Here is an 18,881-nt window from a genome sequence, read left to right on the forward strand (position 1 = left end):
GGCTGCGCTCCCGCTCGGCTGCGAGCTGCCGCTCCAGCTCCGCTTGCTGCGCTTTCGCCGCTGCCGCCTGCGCTTCCGCTTCGCGCGCCTGCTCCGCCAGCAGCGTCTCCGCTGCGGCCGCTTGCTCCCGAAGCTCGCGTTCCTTCGCTTCGCTCAGCTCCTGTAGCTCGTTATAAAGCGCCACCTGCAGCTCGATCTCCTGCTGCTGGCCGGAAAGCTGCTCCTGCAGCCCGTCAAGCTGGTCGCTCAGCTCGGCGTACTGCTGTTCCCGCTCCGCGAGCCGTTTCGCCGCATCGCCGCGCGCCTGCTCGGTCGCCTGCAGCCGCTGCTCCAGCTCGCTTGCGCGCTTCTCCTGCGCCGTCAGCCGCTCCTGCGTCTGACGCTCCGCTTCCGCCTGCTTGCTCAGCTGCGCTTCCTGCGAAGCGATCTTCGCCCGCAGGCCGTCCCGTTCCTTGACCTGCTCGGCCGCCCGGCGCTCAAGCTCCTGCTTCGCCTGCTCCAGCTCGCGGATCCGCTGTCCGCGGCGCTCCGCTTCCTGCGCTTCGGCTGCGCAGCGCCCCTCGAACTCGCGTGCCCGCTCCAGCGTCTCGGCCAGCTTGCGCTCCAGTTCGCCGCTCAGCTCCAACTGGCCGTTCAACCGTTCCCGGCTTTCGGCGAGCTCGCTATCAAGCGTGGACAAACGCTCGCGAAGCGGTTCCAGCTCGGCCCGCAGCGCTGCCGCTTCCGCCTCGGCTCGCTCTCGCGAAGCCTGCTGCTCTCCGCGCTCCGCTTCGAGCCTGGCCAGTTGTTCACGCTCCGCCTCCAACTCTTGCTGAAGCTGCGCATGGCGCTCGCTTAACCGTTCCAGCTCTTCGCTCGCATGCTCGAGCTGCCGCTGACGTTCCAATACCGACTCAAAATCTTGACGCATCCGGCTCCATTCGTCCGCCATATTGACGGCCGCAAGCACCGCGATTTTAGGCAAATCAAGCCGCGGGCTGCTCTCCGCGATCTTGTGCATTTGATCGTTCACCAGAGCGGCCACTTGCTTTATATAGGAAGGGCTGGATTTCGAAACCAGCTTGTACTGGGTACCATAAATATCGACGGTCATCCGGACTTTGTCTTCACCGCTCATGCGCCTTGCTCCCCTTTCCGAAACACAAAAAAAGATTCTCCGTATCCTATAGACTTCGATACGGAGAATCGCTTTTCCTGCTGTCTTTTTCAGACTTTTGCCGGACAAAACACAAGGGAATTATTTCCTGAGCTCGGCGCCGAAATCGGCCTCAAGAGCCGCTACGACACGGCCGTGCAGCTCGCTGACCTCTTCGTCCGTCAACGTCCGCTCCAAAGTGCGGTAAACCAGCGAGATGGCCACGCTCTTCTTATCCGCGCCAAGCCGCTCGCCGGTGTAAATGTCGAACACCTGGATCGATTCGAGCAGGCTGCCTGCGGTTTCCCGCGCCTTGGCGAGCAGATCGCCAACGGGAACGCTGCGGTCCACAACGAGCGCCATATCCCGGCCGATGGCCGGGAAACGAGGCAGCGGACGGTAGGCAAAGCTTTCGCTTGCCAATTGCGCGAGCGTATCCAGCTCTACTTCGAGGACATACGTGTCCACGAGGTCCTTTTGCTGCTGAAGCGCCGGGTGAAGCTGGCCGATCGTTCCGATGGCCCGGCTGCCGCTCGGCGTTTCCACAACGATCCGCGCCGTCCGTCCCGGATGGAAGCCTTCCGGCTGGGCGGCCTCATACCGGATACTGTCGATTCCAAGATAAGATACTACCCCTTCGAAAATGCCCTTCAAATCATAAAAATCGACATCGGCCGGCTTGCCGGTCCAATGCAGCTCGCTTCGTTTGCCGGTCATGAGGACGGCAAGCTGCAGCTTTTCCTCCGGAAGGCGGCTCAGCTGCGCATCTCCGGTGACGAACACGCGGCCGATTTCGAATACCGCGACGTCGTCCTGATTCCGGTTCCGGTTGTATACCGCCACATCGAGCAAATGCGGGATCAGGCTCGTACGCAGCACACTGCGGTCTTCGCTCATCGGCATCGCCAGAGCAATCGGCTTCGCATCCGGGTAAGCGCCCGCGTACTGGCGGATTTGCTCGGGATGCGTGAACGTGTACGTAATCGCCTCATGCAGGCCGCTGCCCGTCAGCAGCGTCCGCGTCAAGCGGCGGATCGCCTGCTCCCGGGTAAGCGCGCCCGGCGTCGTAACCACGTTCATCAGCGTGGTCGGAATGTTGTCGTAGCCGTGCAGACGGGCCACTTCCTCGATCAAATCGACCGCGCGGGTAATATCGCCGCGGCGGCTCGGCACATGCACCAGCAGTCCGTCCTGCTCCAGCGGCTCGACCGTGAAGTTCAACCGCTCGAAGATCGCCTTTACTTCTTCAACCGACAGCTCCGTGCCGAGATACCCGTTGATACGGCTTACCGTCAACTCGATTTGCACCGGCTTGCGCTCTCCCGCCACCGCTTCGACGATACCGGAAGCCACTTGGCCGCCGGCCAGCTCGGCGATAAGAGCCGCCGCGCGGTTCAGCGCCGGAATGACCGCTTCCGGATTCGCTTCCTTCTCGAAGCGCAGGGACGCTTCCGAACGAAGCCCGAGCTGACGCGACGTTTTACGGACCGAGGAACCGGCAAAGTTGGCCGACTCCAGCAGGATCCGCGTCGTTCCGTCCGATACTTCGGAGTTTGCGCCGCCCATAACGCCCGCTATTGCGACCGGCTTCACACCGTCGGTGATCAGCAACATATGCGGCTCCAAGTTCCGCTCCGCATCATCCAATGTCACGAGCTTCTCACCTTCGCGGGCAAGCCGCACGTCGATATGGCCGTTATTCAGTTGATCCGCATCGAAAGCGTGCAACGGTTGGCCGTATTCGAACATGACATAGTTGGTCACATCCACGATGTTGTTGATCGGACGCACGCCGGCAGCCATCAGGCGGTTTTGCAGCCAAAGCGGCGACGGCCCGATTTTTACGCCTTCGATCAGACGCGCCGCGTAATGCGAGCATTGCTCTTTGGCCGAAATTTCCACGGAAATCCGGTCCGCCGCTTTGACAGCTGCCGCGCTGTCGTTCAATCCCGCTTCCGCATCCGGCAGCTTCACCTCGCGGCCCAGAATCGCCCCGATCTCGTAGGCTGCGCCCAACATGCTGAGGCAGTCAGAACGGTTCGGCGTCAGGTCGAAGTCCATCACTTCGTCGTTTAAAGCAAGGACGTCGAGGATGCTTGTGCCGACCTGCGTATCCTCCGGCAGCACCAGGATGCCTTCTTGAATTTCCTTCGGCAGCAGCTTGTCGTTCATGCCGAGCTCTTTGGCCGAGCAGATCATGCCTTGCGACTCGACGCCGCGCAGCTTCGCCCGCTTGATGACAAGACCGTCCGGCAGCTTCGCGCCGACGATGGCGACGGGGACCTTTTGTCCTGCGGCTACGTTTTTGGCCCCACAAACGATTTGCAGATCCTCGCCTTGGCCTACGTCAACGATACAGACGCTCAGCTTATCGGCGTCGGGATGCTTTTCGCGCGATTTGACGAAGCCGACAAACACCTGCGACACGCCTTTGTTGCGGCTTTCCACGATATCGACTTCAATGCCGCTGCGGGTCAGCTTCTCCGCCAGCTCGGCGGCCGAATAGCCGCTGACATCCACATACTGCGACAACCATTGGTAAGATACTTTCATGATTTAGCCCACGCTCCTCTCGCTTACAAATGCACGAACTGCTTCAAGAAGCGCAGATCGTTCGTATAGAAATGCCGGATATCTTCAATGTCGTACTTCAGCATGGCCACCCGCTCGACGCCGAGGCCGAACGCAAAGCCGCTGTATACTTCCGGATCGTAGCCCGCCATCTCCAGCACGCGCGGATGCACCATGCCGGAGCCGAGAATTTCGAGCCAGCCCGTATGCTTGCACACCCGGCAGCCTTCGCCGCCGCACATCGCGCAGGTGACGTCGACCTCCGCGCTCGGCTCCGTGAACGGGAAGAAGCTCGGGCGCATCCGGATTTGCGTCTGCTTCCCGAACAGCTCCTGGACGAACTGCAGCAGCGTTCCCTTCAAATCGCTCATGCGGATGCCCTTGTCGATCACGAGGCCTTCGATCTGCGTGAACATGTGGGAATGCGTCGCATCGTCGTCGTCGCGGCGATATACGCGTCCCGGACAGATGATTTTGACCGGCACATGGCCTTTCATTTTCTCCATCGTGCGGACCTGCACCGGAGACGTGTGCGTGCGCATCAAGATTTCGTCGGTAATGTAGAACGAATCCTGCATGTCGCGGGCCGGATGGTTTTTCGGCAGGTTGAGCGCTTCGAAGTTGTAGTAATCCTGCTCCACCTCGGGACCTTCGGCTACCGTATAGCCCATCCCGATGAAAATGTCCTCGATCTCCTCGATCACTTTGCTGATCGGATGCACCGCGCCGCGCGCCGCCGGACGTCCCGGCAAAGTCACGTCGATCCGCTCCGCCGCAAGACGCGCATTCGTCTCCGCCTCGTTGTATGCCGCCTGCTTCGCCTCGATGACTTCCTCAATCGCGCCGCGAACCTCGTTAGCCACCTGACCGATGACCGGACGCTCCTCCGCGCTCAACGCTCCCATCCCGCGCAAAATTTCCGTCAGCGGGCCTTTTTTGCCCAAATACTTGATCCGAAGGTCGGCAAGCTGCTGCTGGTTTTCCACTTGGGCCAGCTCGCGCAGCGCTTCTTCCTTCAGTGTAAGCAATCGTTCTTTCATGCCTGCATTCCCTCCTTGTATGATTTCCGCCTGCGCCGTGTCCGCGAACGCAAAAAAGGCTTTTCCATCCCGGTAAGGGACGAAAAAACCGTGGTACCACCCTTGTTTCAGAAGACAGGCTAAGCCGCCTGAAGTCTTCTTCCTTCATTGAACGTAACGGTTCGGGAACTTGCGTTCTGGACCGGTTCCTCCTACTTGCCGACAGGTCGGATGGACCGCACGGTTTCAAAGGACTGCTCGGGAGCGAACTTCGGCAGCCTGGTTCTTCGGACACGCTCTCAATCTCCGGCGTCTCCTCCCTGTCAAGAGGCACTGCTTACTTTTCTCCGTCAACGCATTTGGCAGTATTCAGTATATGAGAAGTATTATATGCAAACGAGCGGCCGAATGCAAGCGCAAACGGCGCAGTTCACAGCATGTTCATGCGGGAGCAAAACGGCAGTGAGGTTATGAACGGTCCTCGATGGCGGAGATTTTCCCGTCTTTAAAAGTAAACCGCGAGGTTCCCCGTAATCTGATAAGTTCGCCGGCCTTCGGCCCGCCCGGGAGATCGGCAGCGAGCGTGCTCTCGTAGTCGATTTCAACTTCAACCTCGTCCTCGTGAAAACCGAAGCTCAGCACCTTTTGACAGCGGCTCTCGAACAAAGCGGCCGATTGCTCTGCCAAATTCCTGAACGCTTCGATTCCCGCCGTCTCCGTCGTCACCTCGCCGTTCGACACGTTGCGAAACCGGACCTCCTCGTGCAAAAGCGATACCATGCCGTTCATATCAAAGGAATTGTAATCCCGGACGTACGCGCGGATCATCGCTTCTTTTTGCTCGTTGTTCATGGAATAAGCCTCCTCGTTGATTGTGCATAAATTCGACCACGCAAAAAAGGCTTTTTTCCATCCCGGTAAGGGACGAAAAAGCCGTGGTACCACCCTTGTTTCGGAAGACCGGCTAAGCCCTATCGTCTTCCTCCTTCATTGAACGTAACGGTTCGGGAACTTGCGTTCAGACCGGTTCCCCCTACTTGCCGGCGGGTCGGATGGACCGCACGGTTTCAAAGGACTGCTCGGGAGCGAACTTCGGCAGCCTGATTCTTCGGACACGCTCTCAATCTCCGGCGTCTCCTCCCTGTGAAGAAGCACTGCTTACTTTTCTCCGTCAACGCATTTGGGCGTATGGAATTAAAAGGTATTATAAGCAAGCGGCGGGAAGGAGGCAAGCGGAAAATGATCCGGTCACAAAAAAAATCGCTGCATCGTCTTAGGAGTGTAAGCAAACAAAAACCGAAGGAGCGGATTTCCATGAAAGTAAGAATGAATCATTACGAAGTGAACCCGAAAGCGTATGAAACGATGCTCGGCTTGGAGAAATTTGCCGCAGGCAGCGGGCTGGACCACACGCTCTACGAGCTGATCAAAATCCGGGCGTCGCAAATTAACGGTTGCGCTTTTTGCCTGGATATGCATACCGAGGCACTGCTGAAAGTGAGCGGCAACGAACGCCGAATTCATCTCATTAGCGTTTGGCGGGAATCGCCATTCTTCACGGAAGCGGAACGGGCTGCTCTCGAGCTGACGGAAGCCGTGACGCTGATCTCGGACGGCGGAGTGCCGCAAAGCTTGTACGAGCGAGTGCGCGAGCATTTCGACGAGAAACAGTATGTCGCGCTGATCATGGCCATCGTGACGATCAACGGCTGGAACCGGCTCGCCATCTCCACCGGCATGTTCCCGGGCTGCCTTGATCCGCAGACGGCCAAGTAAAATGGCGAACTGCATCAAGTCCGTCAGCGAAAAATATATTTTGACCGATTATGCAAACGGCCGCTATGTGATTGGGATTACAAAAGCTCGCTTGACGATATCGCCAAGCGTCTGGCCGACGCTGGAGTTTTGATTTAAAACAACAAAGACACACAAAAGAGCCGCGGTTGCGGCTCTTTTAATCATTATTTAGTCTTTCTGCACATATTCGTTTACTTCATAGGTCAAGACTTTATCGTAAATGATATAATCCTTTCGACTTACAAAGGGGCCTTTATTGTTGTTATGTTTATCGATAGCATACGATACTGGACCTGTACCGGACGCTTTTGCTTCATACCAACTAATAAATGCTTGAACCTCAGCCATGCTTAGGTCAAACTCTTTCTCAAGGCCATTATTCATCGTTACAACAAGCAGCGCCCGTTTGGTCTGAGAAGCTTGCGGTGTTGCCGATGCCTCATTTGAAACTCCGCTTTCTCCAATGCTATTAACAGCATAAACAACATAGTAGTAGGTAGTTCCATTGATGACATCTTTATCCAAATAAGTATTATTACCGTTATACACGTTTGTTGCTACTGTCGTATAGGGACCTCCGGGAGTTAAGGATCTTTTAATAGTATAACTTGTCGCTCCTTCGGAGCTACTCCAGTTCAAAGCAACGGAAGCATCCCCTCCGGTTGCCGTAAGATTCAATGGAGCAGAGGGCGATTCACCATAAACCTCCACACTTCCAACAGCACTATTAGATGTGTTAGCACTGCTTCCACCAACAACGTAAATTTTCCCATTATAAGTCACAGCGCCCAAACCGCTTCTAGCATGATTCAATTTGGCTCTTGGCGTCCATGTATTTGTTTTTGGATCATACGCTTCGACAGTATTGTTTTCATAGGATTGATCATTTCCGCCAATTGCAAAGATTTTTCCTGAGAACACAACGGCATTGCCCATTCCTCTATTTGCAGACATATTCGGTTTTGATGTCCATTTATCGGTAGCCGGGTTATACTCTTGAAAGCTATTTAATGAGACGTTGGTCGAATTGTCTATCAATCTTCCGCCTACTAAATAAATTTTATCGTTCGATATTACGGCAGCAGAACCATGAATAGCTTTAGGCATATTGGATTTTGAAGTCCAAGTATCGGTGGACGGGTCATATACATCCACGTTTGTGACTGACCTTGTGCCCGTAGTCATGCCACCAAAAAGATAAATTTTATTATTGTACACAACAGCAGTTCTTAATCCTAGATCCGAAGGCATATTCGCTTTAGTAGACCACGTATCCGTCGAAGGATTATACATCTCTACCGTTTTTAGCGAAGACCCTCCTGTCCAAGTAAAATAATTGCCGGTATAACCGCCGAATAGGTAAATATTACCGTTGTGGACAACCGATGCAGCCGATGAACGTGCGGTCGGCATTTTGGATTTTGTTTCCCAGCTATTCGTGCTTATATCATATACTTGAACGTCTTGATACGAAGCAGAGCCGGCTGAGCCTCCGATGGCATAGATTTTCCCATTCACTTCAACAGTCGCGGCTGCAGCTCTCGGATTAGGCATATTCGATTCGATTTTCCATGTTTCTGCGGCATCGGCTAAAGCTAAATTACTGAACAAAAAAATACATGATACCAAAAATAAAAATGAAAAGTATCCTTTTTTAAACTTCATGAGCACTTTCCTCCATATTTTGTATTTGCGCTTTCCTAGAATAGGATAATACAAATTTCTACATTTATTGTCTAAACATATATCACCAAATTATTATATTTTTGTATATATTTTTAATATTAACTTAAATTTGGTTGTTTTTTTGATTAATTACTCTTTCAATAATTAAAGTTCGTATGTTAAAACTCTTGTTACTTTATCGGGGAAAAGCGATTGCTTCTCCCCTCAGCTCGATTGCTGTCATTGCATCTCCAACAGCAGCGTCTTGATCTCGTACGGCTTGATGGCAAAAGCAACTGCGCTCCCTTCCTGCCTCTCGCCTGCCGGCCGTTCCATCAGGTCCAGCTCCTGCCAAGCTTCAACCGGCAAATCGCTTGCCAGCTTCACCTCGCCCCGGATTCCGGCGAATTCATGCAGCCGCACGACGACGGCTTCGCGGTCTTCGGCCTTTTTGACCGCATCGATCATGACGTGCCCGGACGCGGCCCCTGGCAAGGAAAGCAGCGACAAAGCGCTCCGCTCCGGCTTGCCGTACACGGCGGTCACCGGATTGTTCAGCGACCATGCTTCCCGCACGGTTCGGCCTTGATGCCAGTCTCCTTCGTGAGGCAGCAGTGCATACGTGAACCGGTGCTCTCCTTGATCGGCGCGCGGGTCCGGCACCATCGCCGATTTGATCAACGACAGGCGGATGACGTTATCCTTGATGTCGTAGCCGTATTTGCAGTCGTTCAGCAGGCTGACACCGTAATTGCGCTCGGACAGATCGGCCCACTGATGCCCGACCGTTTCAAATCGCGCATAATCCCAGCTCGTGTTCCAATGCGTCGGACGCTTGACGTTTCCGAATTGAATATCGTATGTCGCTTCGGTGGCGCGGATCTCGACCGGAAAAGCAACCTTGAGCAGCTTCCGCTGCTCGTGCCAATCGACATTCGTCACGAAGTCGATCCGGCGGCTGGCGGCGTACAAAATCATGTCCTGCACAACGGTCGATTGCCGGTACGTCCATTCGAAGCGCACGACCGCCCGGACAGGGCCGGTTTCCGTCACCTCGGCCCGGGTCAGGATGCTGACCGTCTCCATTTTTTCCCGATAAAAAATATCGATGTCCCATGCCTCGTGACGTCCCTTTGGCTTATCCTCGAACACTTGCAGCACGTTGCCCACTTGCCCCTGTGCCAGCACCTCGCGCTGTGCGGCCTTATCGAAAAGGCGGATTAGCTGCCCTTGTTTATTCCATTTGATGTCATAGAACGGGGTGGATAGGCTGCCGGCCTCAATCTGAAAAGGCGAGCTTCCGGTTGCCGGTTCGGCCTCGCCCGCTTCAAACTGCAGGACAGCGTAGCCCATGGACGGCAAACTGTCCGCATTTACGAGCCAGTCGCCGCCCGATCGCTGGGACGCAAGCATGCAGCCTTGGGCATCCCGCCAGCAGCCCTGCTCCATGCCGGGACGACTCGTCAGGCGGACGGTGTCGGCCCGCTCCCAGGAAGCTCCGTTAAACAGCGTGACATAGCGGCCGTCCGGCGCACTGGAAGGCTCCTCGGAGACTTGCTTGGCGCATCCCGAAGACGCTGATTCGAAAGCCGCCGCCAGCATGCCGCATGCCGCCTCCTCAGGATGCCCGGCTGCGGATGCTCCGACAGGGAACAGTCCTTTTGCCGCCTGTATCCATGCACCGCAACCGATGCCGAACGCTTCGGCGTATTCCTCCCGGCAGTCCTCGTACACTTCGCCAATCGACGAGCCCGGGATGATATCGTGAAACTGGTTGCGTAAAATGATTTTCCAGCCTTCGTACAGACGACTTTTGGGGTAGCTTGACCAGCCTGCTCCGTGCAGCGCGGCTAGCACGCTCAGCCACTCCGTTTCGCGGTACAGCAGCTCCAGCTTCCGGTTCGTCCGCTTGTTGTAGGCTTGGCTCGTGTAGGTCCCCCGATGAAGCTCGAGGTACAGCTCCCCATCCCATGTATGGACATACCGGTCGGTCGCGGCCACTCGCTCCTGCAGCTCGGCGAAATATTCGTCTACCCGTCCTGTCGTCACATGCGGCACCCCGGGCATCGACTCCAGCCGGCGGCGCATTTCCAGCATTTCACGGTTCACGCCGCCTCCGCCGTCCCCATAGCCGTAGGATAGCAGCAGGTGCCGGTTCAGCTCCTTGTCGCGGTAGCCTTCCCAGATCCCCTGCACGGAGTCGGGGGTAATGCTGCCGTTATATGTGTAATAAAAGGCTCCTTCATTGCCGCCCGGGTCCGGTGTCGTGATAAAATGGGTCAGCACCTCGCTGCCGTCGATCCCCCGCCAACGGAACGTATCGTGCGGCATGCGGTTGTACTGGTTCCAGCTGATTTTCGTCGTCATGAACATATCGATGCCGGACTTCTTCAATATTTGCGGCAGCGCCCAACTGTAGCCGAACACGTCCGGCAGCCACAAGTAACGGCATTCGACGCCGAACTGCTCCCGGAAAAAACGCGTGCCGTACAGCAGCTGGCGAACCAGCGACTCGCCCGATGTCAAGTTGCAGTCCGCTTCGAGCCACATCGCGCCGCCCGCTTCCCAACGCCCTTCGGCAACCCGCTCGCGAATTTGCTCATACAGCGTCGGGTAATCGGTTTGCAGGTACTCGTAAAGCTGCGGCTGCGTTTGCAAAAAGACGTAATCCGGGTACAGCTCCATCAAACGGAGCACGGTGGAGAACGAACGCGCCGCCTTCTCGCGCGTATGCTTCAGCCGCCACAGCCAGGCAACGTCGATGTGCGTATGCCCGATGCAGCGGACCGTGACCGGATGATGCTTGGGGATATCGTCCAGTTGCTGGTACAGGAGATTGCGCGCAGCTTCGAGCGAGACATAGAACGGCTCCGAGCCGGGAGACGACCAGTCGATAAGCAGGAAGGCCCGGTCGAGCGCCGACAGCAATTCGTGTCGTTCCGGCTGGTGCTCGCCGAGCCGTTCGACGGTTTGAAGCGCTGCGCGGGCGGTGTAAAACAAGTCGTCCGCCGCTTCGTCCAGCCAGCACAGCTTCGCAAGCCGGAGCCGATGCTCGATCGGAGCGGCCGGTCCGTAGCCGTTCAGTCCGGACCACAGCCGGAAGCGGAAGCGCACCGTGGTGCCTGCGGCGTCCGGCGGGAGGAACACTTCGCCGTGGTTCGTATCCACCCCTTGATAAGGTTCCCCGTTCAAAAACAGCAGCGACTCGAAGCCGCTGTTGCCGCCCCCGCCCGTACGGCCGAAATCGAAGCGGCCGAGTATTTTTTTGCCCGCCCAAGCGGCAGGAATCTCCGCTTCGAAGACAAGCCACATATACAGATCGCGCCCCGCCCAACGGTCGCCAATCTGCACAGGCTCCCATTCGCCTTCCTCCGGCGGATAGGCGGCGATCCTTCCCTCCGGGTCGAACTGCCGCAGCATGGCAGCAACGTCCCGCTCATCGCGGTAGCGGAACGGATCCAACTCCCGAATGCGCGCAGCAAGCTTTTCTTCCGTCCATAACATGACGATCATCCCTTCTCAGTACAAAATGAATGGTTAAAGCATGTTATAACACGTGTTATATTGTGACAAAAAAATAATGTGTTGCAAAGCAGCCGATGCTGTGCGGCCGGCACGGGAGCTACAAGCTTTCCCGCGCCATCAGCTTGGCCGGCAGCCATATGCGGGTTGTATCGGTCTGTTCTCTCCGCTCCTCGATGTATTCGATCAGCCGATTTCCCGCAGCTTCGCCCATTTCCGCATAAGGAACCTCCACCGCACTTAGCGAGGGCACCAGCCCCGCATTCAGCCTTTCCGTATTGTCCGCAGCCATCACGAAGTAATCTTGACCGATGCGCATCCCCGACTCGAAAGCGGCGCGGTACAAAGACACCGCCGCACGCGACCAGTTCGTCAAGCAGCCGGGCGATTCTGGTCCGCTGCGCAGCAGCTCCCGCCACCAGCCGCTGTCCTCCGGCCATTCGGCCTGCGGCTTTACCCGAATGCGCGGCTCCAGGCCCCGCTCCCGCATCCACTCGGTGTAAGCACTCGTCCGCTGGCGATCCCCCCAGTTCGGCCGATGCTCGGGACCATTGTACAGCTCGACGTAGGTCAAAGGTTTTCCGAGCTTGCTCCACGCATAATCGAGCGCGGTCCGGATGCTTTGGGCATAGTCCATCTGTACGGAGGTTACCTCCGCGGTTTCCGGATAGCCTTCTACCGACACGTAAGGAATGCGGTGGCGTTCGACTTGCCGCCGCCACTCGTCGTCCTGGAAGCTCGTCGAGTCCTTGGTGACGATGCCGTCGATCCGGCGCTGCAGGAACAGCTCTACCAAACCTTGCCGATCCGAGGCAAGCTGGGTGCCTCCGTATAGCAGGACGTGGTATCCTTGCTCGGCGCAAGCCTTTTGCAGTCCTTCCAGCATTTGCGCGAACAGCGGATTGCGCAGATCGCCACAAGCCGCGATACAGCGGCTGCGGCCGGTACGCATCCCTTGAGCTTGCGCATCGACGACGTAATTCAGCTCTTCGATCGCCTGCAGCACGGCACGCCGCTTCTCCTCGCTGACGCCAATCCCCGGTGTGCCGTTAAGCACCGCAGAGACGACGCTGCGGGAGACGCCGGCTTTTGCCGCCACGTCAAAGCTTGTTACGCGTTTCAAGATCAATCCCTCCTGAGCTTAAAATAACACGTGTTATTATTGGCAGTCAATGACATTTTTCAGCTTCCCCCCCTTTTCACTCGCAGATCTCTGTACCGCGTTACGACTGTCGCAAATTCGTAACATGGGACGGTTGAAAACAGCCAGATTCTGAATTACTGTAAAAAAGAAACCATCTGGTCTCTTTTATCTGTCCTCAAGCCGCGGGAGCCATGATAACGGTTAACGCAGACAGAGCTGCGGCTCGACGCCATTTGCACCGAAACCTCACCGGACTTGCCGGGATTGAATGTATAAAAAGGGGGCTCTTTCAATGAACAGTACGCCAGAGGAAGAACAAAACGCAGCCGAGGAGAAGCGCCCGGAGACGGAGAATGAATCGATCAGCCGCCGCGAGATGCTGAAGCTGACGGCCATTGCCGGAACCGGCGTTGTGCTGGGCATGAGCGGGATGGCAACCTTAATGTCGCTTAAGCGTGCCGATCCGGGCCCGGGCTCCGGCATGTCGGCGACAAAGCCTCAAGCGGATGCCGGCGATGTCACCCCATTTTATGGTCCGCATCAGGCCGGGATCGTCACCCCTCGGCAGCCGTACGTATGCTTCGCCGCATTCGATATTTTACATCAGGATGCCGGACAGCTATTGAAATTATTGCAAGAATGGTCCGCGGCCAGCGCTCTCATGACAGCCGGGAAGCCTCTGAAAGATGGCGGAGACGTCACCTCGTCCCCGGCAGATACCGGAGAAACGAAGGGGCTTTCCCCCTCGAATCTGACCCTTACATTCGGGTTCGGACCCACGTTGTTCCAGAGCAACGGCAAAGACCGCTTCGGCCTCGCCTCCGAGCAGCCGGCCGAGCTATCCGATATTCCGCCCATGCCCGGCGACCGGCTCAACCCGCAATGGTGCGGCGGAGATATCGGGGTGCAAGCTTGCGCAGACGATCCGGGCGTCGCTTTCCATGCGATCCGCAACTTGGCCAAAGCCTCCAAGGGCACCGCGGCGATCCGGTGGGTTCAAAACGGCTACATCGGAGCCCCTGACGGGCAGACGCCGAGAAACCTTTTTGGATTCAAGGACGGCACGGCCAACCGCGAGCTCGATTCGGATGCGGCGAGATCGCAGCACGTCTGGGTATCATCGTCCGACGCACCCGCATGGATGGCGAACGGCACATATTTGGTCGCGCGCAAAATTCGCATGTTTCTGGAGCCGTGGGACCGGGCTACGCTGGCCGAGCAGGAGATCACCTTCGGCCGGCTGAAGGAGAGCGGCGCTCCTTTCGGTAAAAAGAACCAATTCGACCCTGCTCCGCTGAGCCAATTTCCGGCGAGCTCGCATGTATGGCTGGCCCGCAGCGCGGGAACGAAAATGCTTCGCCGGGCTTATTCCTATTTCGACGGGATCGACGCAGGGACAGGCGAGTGGGAGGCCGGCCTCTTTTTTATCAGCTTTCAGCGGAGCGTGAAGCAGCAGTTCATTCCCATGCTATCCCTTCTTGCGAAGCTGGATGCACTCAATAAATTCACAGCGCACGTATCCAGCGCCGTATTCGCTTGTCCGCCGGGTGCGGGAGAAGACGGATTTGTCGGCGAGACCCTGCTTCGCTCCGGAAATCGTTAGTTCCGGTGCGAACTCCTCTGTCGCAGGAGAAACGCGGCGGGGCCGTTTTATCCGATCGTATTGCGGGTATATAATATATACGAAGGCTTAAATATCCTGATTTCCAAAAGCCGAAACGGATTTACTTCTTTTCATGTCAAAAAAACCACTCCAACCAGACGGAGTGGCTTTACTATTATCATATATTTATGCTAAGCGGCAAGACTAATCAGATTGCCGTCAGGGTCCTGCACGATTGCGTAGCGCTCTCCCCAGAACCCATCCAACGGCCCGCGATGTCCGATATATCCATGCTCCGTCAATTGACGGTACAGCACGTCCACGGCTTCGCGGCTGGCGCACTGAAAGGCAAGCTCGATTCGATATCCGGAAGGCTCTTCCCAGCTACCATAAACTACTTGCGCCGATTCCCGTGTGGCCACGGCCAAGCGAAGCCCGTTGTGTTCCACCTCAACGTGCTTTTCTTCGTCGGCGCTTTCCGGTATTTCCAAACCCAACATGCGGTAGAACTCCAACGCCTTTCTCATATCCTTCACGAAAATCCCGATTCTTTTCAATTGAACTGCCATGCTTCACCACTCCAATCGTTGCGATTTGATTTTCTTTTCACCTCCCTATCATATATCTTGTACTGACAGTCAAAATAGTAAAAAACGGACTTCTTCAGCCCTTTTTCATCATTCGTTTTAGCGGCAGCCCGTAATAACGTGCAAAGTCTTTGGCAAAATGCGACTGATCAAAGTAACCGTATTTCAACGCCAAGTCCGTCAAGCTGGAATAACCACCGCTAGAAAACTCCTGCAATAGGCTTTGAAACCGAACGATTCCCAGCATCTCCTTCGGGCTCAAGCCGAGTTCCCGATCAAATGCCCTTCTTAGATGCCGTTCGCTGAAATTAACTTTTTCGGCCAAATCCGTTACGGACAGATTCCCTTTGAACTCGTACATATACTGCGTGCTTTGGTACACCAGGGAAGGGGTAGACGTATCGCTGCAAGCCAGCATTTGGCTTAGTTTGCGTTCAACGATTGCAATGATTTCCGAAGCGATATTTGCGGCCATTATTTCTTCGGCCATCAGCCGCCCTTCCACGCCCCAGAGCTCTTCCAGAAAAACATGGTGTCCAACAATCGCCGAGAGGGGATATTTCAAAAAAGCCCGGGCCGACTCCGAATATAACCGGATGCCGAACACCGAACGCGCTTCGCTGAAATGTAAAACTTTGTAACGGGTCGATAGCCCATCGACAAACGCAGCCTTCCCGTAAGAGGGGGATTGAAGATCCACGATAATATCGACACAGCCGTCCGGGAGGACCCGATGCCATGGATTCCCGGCGCCGGCCTGAAAATCCATCGTCCAATAGCAAGCAATATGCGACGCTAACTGACGGCTCGGTACATATTCCTGGTAGACGTACCCGGGGCCATGCAGCTCCGGTTGCAATTTCGGCGATTGTATAGGACGGTAGGAATGCATCATTTCAACCTCCCTTTGCCACCGATGATTCATCTGCTGCCATTAAAATGATCGTTGAGCGTTGAATCCAATGCCAAGGGTTATGTGTTTCCTTTCTAACCGCTTCCAAAATTTTTCGTTGTTTGGAACCAAGTACAATGACGGGTGCTTCGTTGACTGGCAATGGTTTGATCCTCCGAGACGTTTACCAAGTCTCTTAAGCATACAATACATGCACAAAACGATTTTGTCAGCAACGCCACAGCGTCCAATTTCCGATGAGAAAAGAGGTGAGATTACGTGCTTATTCAGACAGTTGTTTTGGTGCTGACGCTGCTTCTCGCTCCGGTCGCCTCCTCCCTGCCACCCGGTTCTTATTCAAAGACCCTATCCCTTGACGAACCGGGAGTAGAGGGGACCGGGACGGTATCGCCGGACGAGGCAAAGAAGATTATTACCAAACAAGCAGAAACCGTCCTCACTGCACTCAAGCATCAAGATATGAACGAGCTCCAGCAGTACATCCATCCGGAAAAAGGTGTCCGATTCTCCCCGTATGCGACGGTCGATGTAAAGCACGACTTGGTTTTTAAAGCCGAGCAGCTTCCGGGACTCCTTCAAGACAAAATCGTGTATACTTGGGGGACCTATGACGGCAGCGGCGCTCCGATCCAGCTGACGTTCCCGGATTATTACAAACGTTTCATCTACGACCGTGATTATGCGCAGCCGGAAAAAATCGGGTACAACGAGCTCGTGAGGCAGGGCAACTCGGTTATTAACCTTCGCGAGACGTATCCGTATTCGATCTTTGTCGAGTACCATTTCAGCCGCGATGCAGACCAGAACGAAATGGGCTGGAGCAGTCTGAGGCTCGTGTTCCAACAGCATGCTGAAGCTTGGTATTTGGCCGGCATCGTTCATGACCAATGGACGATTTAACATTTTGACGACGCCATATACGCCAAAAAGGGCCAATCGACGCGTCGTGCGACCGACCGCCGGTTAGCCCTCTTTTCACATTCTATTGGCCGTACGCTTCGCAGCATTCCAGCCAGCGTGCCACGATGCCGGGGTTCGAAGCAAAATGCAAATGCGTGTAGCCGGCCACCGTCCGATGGAGCAGGCAGCCGTCCTTTTTCACGCCGCGCAGCCCCTTCGTCTCATAAGCGTGAGGCAGCTCGGACTGCGGCTCGTAGACCGAGTAATGGAATTCGTGCCCGCGGGCCGTCTCCCCTGCAGGCAGCAGAAAGTTGCCTTCCGCCCCCGTGACCTCCCTTAGTCCAAGCGCCGCCAGCTTCGTCTGCATCGTCACTTGCCCCGGGACGAGGCCCAGCATCCGATAACTTCGCCCCTGCGTATCTCCGATCGCTCCGGTCAAATACATAAAGCCGCCGCATTCGGCCAGCGTCGGAAGTCCTCGCTCCACGGCGCTGCGGATCGAGTCCGTGACCTGCGTCTGCGCACTTAGCCGCTCGGCGAACTCCTCGGGGAACCCGCCCCCGATATACAACCCCTGTACGTCTTCCGGCAGCGGCTCGCCAGCAAGAGGCGAGAAATAGACGAGCTCCGCCCCGTGCAGCTCCAGCAGCTCTAAATTTTCCGGGTAGTAAAAATGAAATGCGGCGTCCCGGGCAACCGCCATTCGTACGCGATAACGGCGGGACGGCTCGGCGAACAAGCGCGGCTCCGGGACGGCCGGAGGCTCGGACGCTTGCACAAGCTCCAGCAGGCGGTCCATATCGACCGTCTGATCGATCCGGTCGGCCAGCGCTTCGAACAAGCCGCCAAGCTCCCCGCGCTCGATGGACGGCACCAGTCCCAGATGCCGTTCGGGGACGGAAAGTGAGTCCTCCCGCTTCATGTATCCGATAACGGGAATACCGCATTCCTGCTCGATCGCTTCCTTCACGATCCGGTAATGCCCGTCGCTGCCGACCTTGTTGGCGAATACGGCGGCGATGCGGGCGCGCGGCTCCAGGCACTGGAAGCCTTTGACGATGGCTGCGGCGCTGCGGGCCATGCTTTGGCAGTTGACGACGAGCAGGACGGGACAATCGAGCAGCAGGCTGATTTCCGCCGTGCTTCCCGTATTGGACAAAGGATCTTTGCCGTCGTAAAATCCCATCACGCCTTCGATGATCGAGATGTCCGCATCCCGGGAAGCCCGGACGTAAATTTCCTTCACCGTGTCCGCGGTCAGCATCCAGCTGTCCAAATTACGGGACGGTCTGCCCGTCACCGCCTTATGATACGTCGGATCGATATAGTCCGGGCCGCATTTGAAGCCCTGCACCGTCATTCCCCGGCGCCGGAGCGCCGCCATCAGTCCGAGGGTGACGGTCGTTTTGCCGGCTCCGCTTCCCGTGCCGGCCACGACGAGGCTTCGGTGCGCTCTAGCTTCGCTCATGAGGTTCATCGGCTCCTTTCCGCTGAAAGCTTAGATTTCCGTTTTTTATGCTTCCGCACAACAGCCGCGTGCGCGTGGCTATTTCCCAAACGCCAGAAGACCGACGGAAATCGTGACGTTACCGCTTTTCTTCTTGGTCAGCGCCAGCCGCTCCGCGCCGGTGTACCGTTTAGCCGCAGGCTCGCTGACTCCGTAAGCGCCGGTGAACTTGAACACCGTGTCCGACGGCTCTTCCATCGGCATCTCGTTCAATTCGCCTGGCGTATAGCATTCGAGGGGCCATCCGTATTTGGCGCAGACGGCAAGGAGCCCTTCCTCGTCTTTTTTCAGATCGATCGTGCAGACCGCTTTGACGCTGCGGATCGAAAAGCGCAGCTCTTCGAGCGTCTCGCGAATCACCGCTTCGATCTCCTCTGCCGCCGTTCCGCGGTTACAGCCGATGCCGAGCGCAATCACTTTTGGCCGGTACAGCACGCCATTGGTGAGAATCGCTTCTTCATCGGCCTCCAGCAGCCGGTGCGTGACCACCAACGCCGCCTGCGGATCGTCCGCCAGCG

At 56.4% G+C, this 18,881-nt stretch carries 15 protein-coding genes and 1 pseudogene; 4 read left to right on the top strand and 12 right to left on the bottom strand.

Going from position 1 to position 18,881, the window contains the following annotated elements:
• The 4 genes and pseudogenes from QJ48_RS21305 to QJ48_RS21320 form a co-directional block, all read right to left on the bottom strand.
• A pseudogene (locus tag QJ48_RS21305) lies at nucleotides 1–1,117 on the bottom strand (hypothetical protein); the annotation flags it as partial.
• Between the two features lie 120 nt (nucleotides 1,118–1,237).
• Nucleotides 1,238–3,688 (bottom strand): phenylalanine--tRNA ligase subunit beta, encoded by a 2,451-nt coding sequence (gene pheT, locus QJ48_RS21310; RefSeq protein ID WP_054975516.1) that lies wholly within the window; start codon nucleotides 3,686–3,688, stop codon nucleotides 1,238–1,240.
• A 23-nt stretch (nucleotides 3,689–3,711) separates the two neighbouring features.
• Entirely contained in the window at nucleotides 3,712–4,746 is a 1,035-nt protein-coding gene (gene pheS / locus QJ48_RS21315) for a phenylalanine--tRNA ligase subunit alpha (protein WP_010497043.1), read from the bottom strand.
• A gap of 447 nt (nucleotides 4,747–5,193) precedes the next feature.
• Nucleotides 5,194–5,577 carry a nuclear transport factor 2 family protein gene (locus QJ48_RS21320; protein WP_054975517.1) on the bottom strand — a complete coding sequence of 128 codons (384 nt, stop codon included), beginning with the start codon at nucleotides 5,575–5,577 and terminating at the stop codon, nucleotides 5,194–5,196.
• A gap of 462 nt (nucleotides 5,578–6,039) precedes the next feature.
• Here QJ48_RS21320 and QJ48_RS21325 point away from each other — a divergent pair, with 462 nt between their 5' ends.
• Both QJ48_RS21325 and QJ48_RS39245 read left to right on the top strand, forming a co-directional pair.
• Nucleotides 6,040–6,501, top strand: a complete 462-nt coding sequence (locus QJ48_RS21325) for a carboxymuconolactone decarboxylase family protein (protein WP_054975526.1) — start codon at nucleotides 6,040–6,042, stop codon at nucleotides 6,499–6,501.
• Nucleotide 6,502: 1 nt separating this feature from the next.
• Nucleotides 6,503–6,634, top strand: coding sequence for a hypothetical protein (locus tag QJ48_RS39245; RefSeq protein WP_272948146.1), 132 nt, complete (start codon nucleotides 6,503–6,505; stop codon nucleotides 6,632–6,634).
• 56 nt (nucleotides 6,635–6,690) lie between these two features.
• Here the strand turns inward: QJ48_RS39245 and QJ48_RS21330 are convergent, their stop codons facing one another.
• The 3 genes from QJ48_RS21330 to QJ48_RS21340 all read right to left on the bottom strand — a co-directional run bounded on the left by QJ48_RS21330 (nucleotide 6,691) and on the right by QJ48_RS21340 (nucleotide 12,832).
• Complete coding sequence (locus tag QJ48_RS21330) at nucleotides 6,691–8,187, bottom strand: kelch repeat-containing protein (RefSeq protein ID WP_054975518.1); 1,497 nt, start codon at nucleotides 8,185–8,187, stop codon at nucleotides 6,691–6,693.
• Between the two features lie 240 nt (nucleotides 8,188–8,427).
• Nucleotides 8,428–11,691: an alpha-mannosidase gene (locus QJ48_RS21335; protein ID WP_054975519.1), complete on the bottom strand. Its 3,264-nt coding sequence runs from the start codon at nucleotides 11,689–11,691 to the stop codon at nucleotides 8,428–8,430.
• Nucleotides 11,692–11,809: 118 nt separating this feature from the next.
• A complete protein-coding gene (locus QJ48_RS21340) occupies nucleotides 11,810–12,832 on the bottom strand; it encodes a LacI family DNA-binding transcriptional regulator (RefSeq protein ID WP_054975520.1) in 1,023 nt (340 codons plus the stop codon).
• Nucleotides 12,833–13,145: 313 nt separating this feature from the next.
• Between QJ48_RS21340 and efeB the strand changes: the two genes are divergently transcribed.
• Nucleotides 13,146–14,456 (top strand): iron uptake transporter deferrochelatase/peroxidase subunit, encoded by a 1,311-nt coding sequence (efeB, locus tag QJ48_RS21345; RefSeq protein ID WP_054975521.1) that lies wholly within the window; start codon nucleotides 13,146–13,148, stop codon nucleotides 14,454–14,456.
• A gap of 191 nt (nucleotides 14,457–14,647) precedes the next feature.
• On the opposite strand, the gene QJ48_RS21350 is transcribed toward efeB, so the two are convergent.
• From QJ48_RS21350 to QJ48_RS37575, 3 genes are all read right to left on the bottom strand, one after another.
• Complete coding sequence (locus tag QJ48_RS21350; protein ID WP_054975522.1) at nucleotides 14,648–15,025, bottom strand: VOC family protein; 378 nt, start codon at nucleotides 15,023–15,025, stop codon at nucleotides 14,648–14,650.
• A gap of 94 nt (nucleotides 15,026–15,119) precedes the next feature.
• On the bottom strand, nucleotides 15,120–15,938 hold the full coding sequence (locus QJ48_RS21355) for a helix-turn-helix transcriptional regulator (protein WP_162238530.1): 819 nt from the start codon (nucleotides 15,936–15,938) through the stop codon (nucleotides 15,120–15,122).
• 1 nt (nucleotide 15,939) lies between these two features.
• On the bottom strand, nucleotides 15,940–16,098 hold the full coding sequence (locus QJ48_RS37575) for a hypothetical protein (protein ID WP_162238531.1): 159 nt from the start codon (nucleotides 16,096–16,098) through the stop codon (nucleotides 15,940–15,942).
• 116 nt (nucleotides 16,099–16,214) lie between these two features.
• Between QJ48_RS37575 and QJ48_RS21360 the strand changes: the two genes are divergently transcribed.
• Entirely contained in the window at nucleotides 16,215–16,856 is a 642-nt protein-coding gene (locus QJ48_RS21360) for a hypothetical protein (protein WP_054975524.1), read from the top strand.
• An 82-nt stretch (nucleotides 16,857–16,938) separates the two neighbouring features.
• Here QJ48_RS21360 and QJ48_RS21365 read toward each other — a convergent pair whose 3' ends face one another.
• Nucleotides 16,939–18,324 carry a cobyrinate a,c-diamide synthase gene (locus QJ48_RS21365; protein WP_054975525.1) on the bottom strand — a complete coding sequence of 462 codons (1,386 nt, stop codon included), beginning with the start codon at nucleotides 18,322–18,324 and terminating at the stop codon, nucleotides 16,939–16,941.
• 78 nt (nucleotides 18,325–18,402) lie between these two features.
• On the bottom strand, nucleotides 18,403–18,881 hold a 479-nt coding region (locus tag QJ48_RS21370; RefSeq protein WP_162238532.1), incomplete at its 5' end, for a cobalamin biosynthesis protein.

Source organism: Paenibacillus sp. A3 (assembly GCF_001399685.1).
GTDB lineage: Bacteria > Bacillota > Bacilli > Paenibacillales > NBRC-103111 > Paenibacillus_G.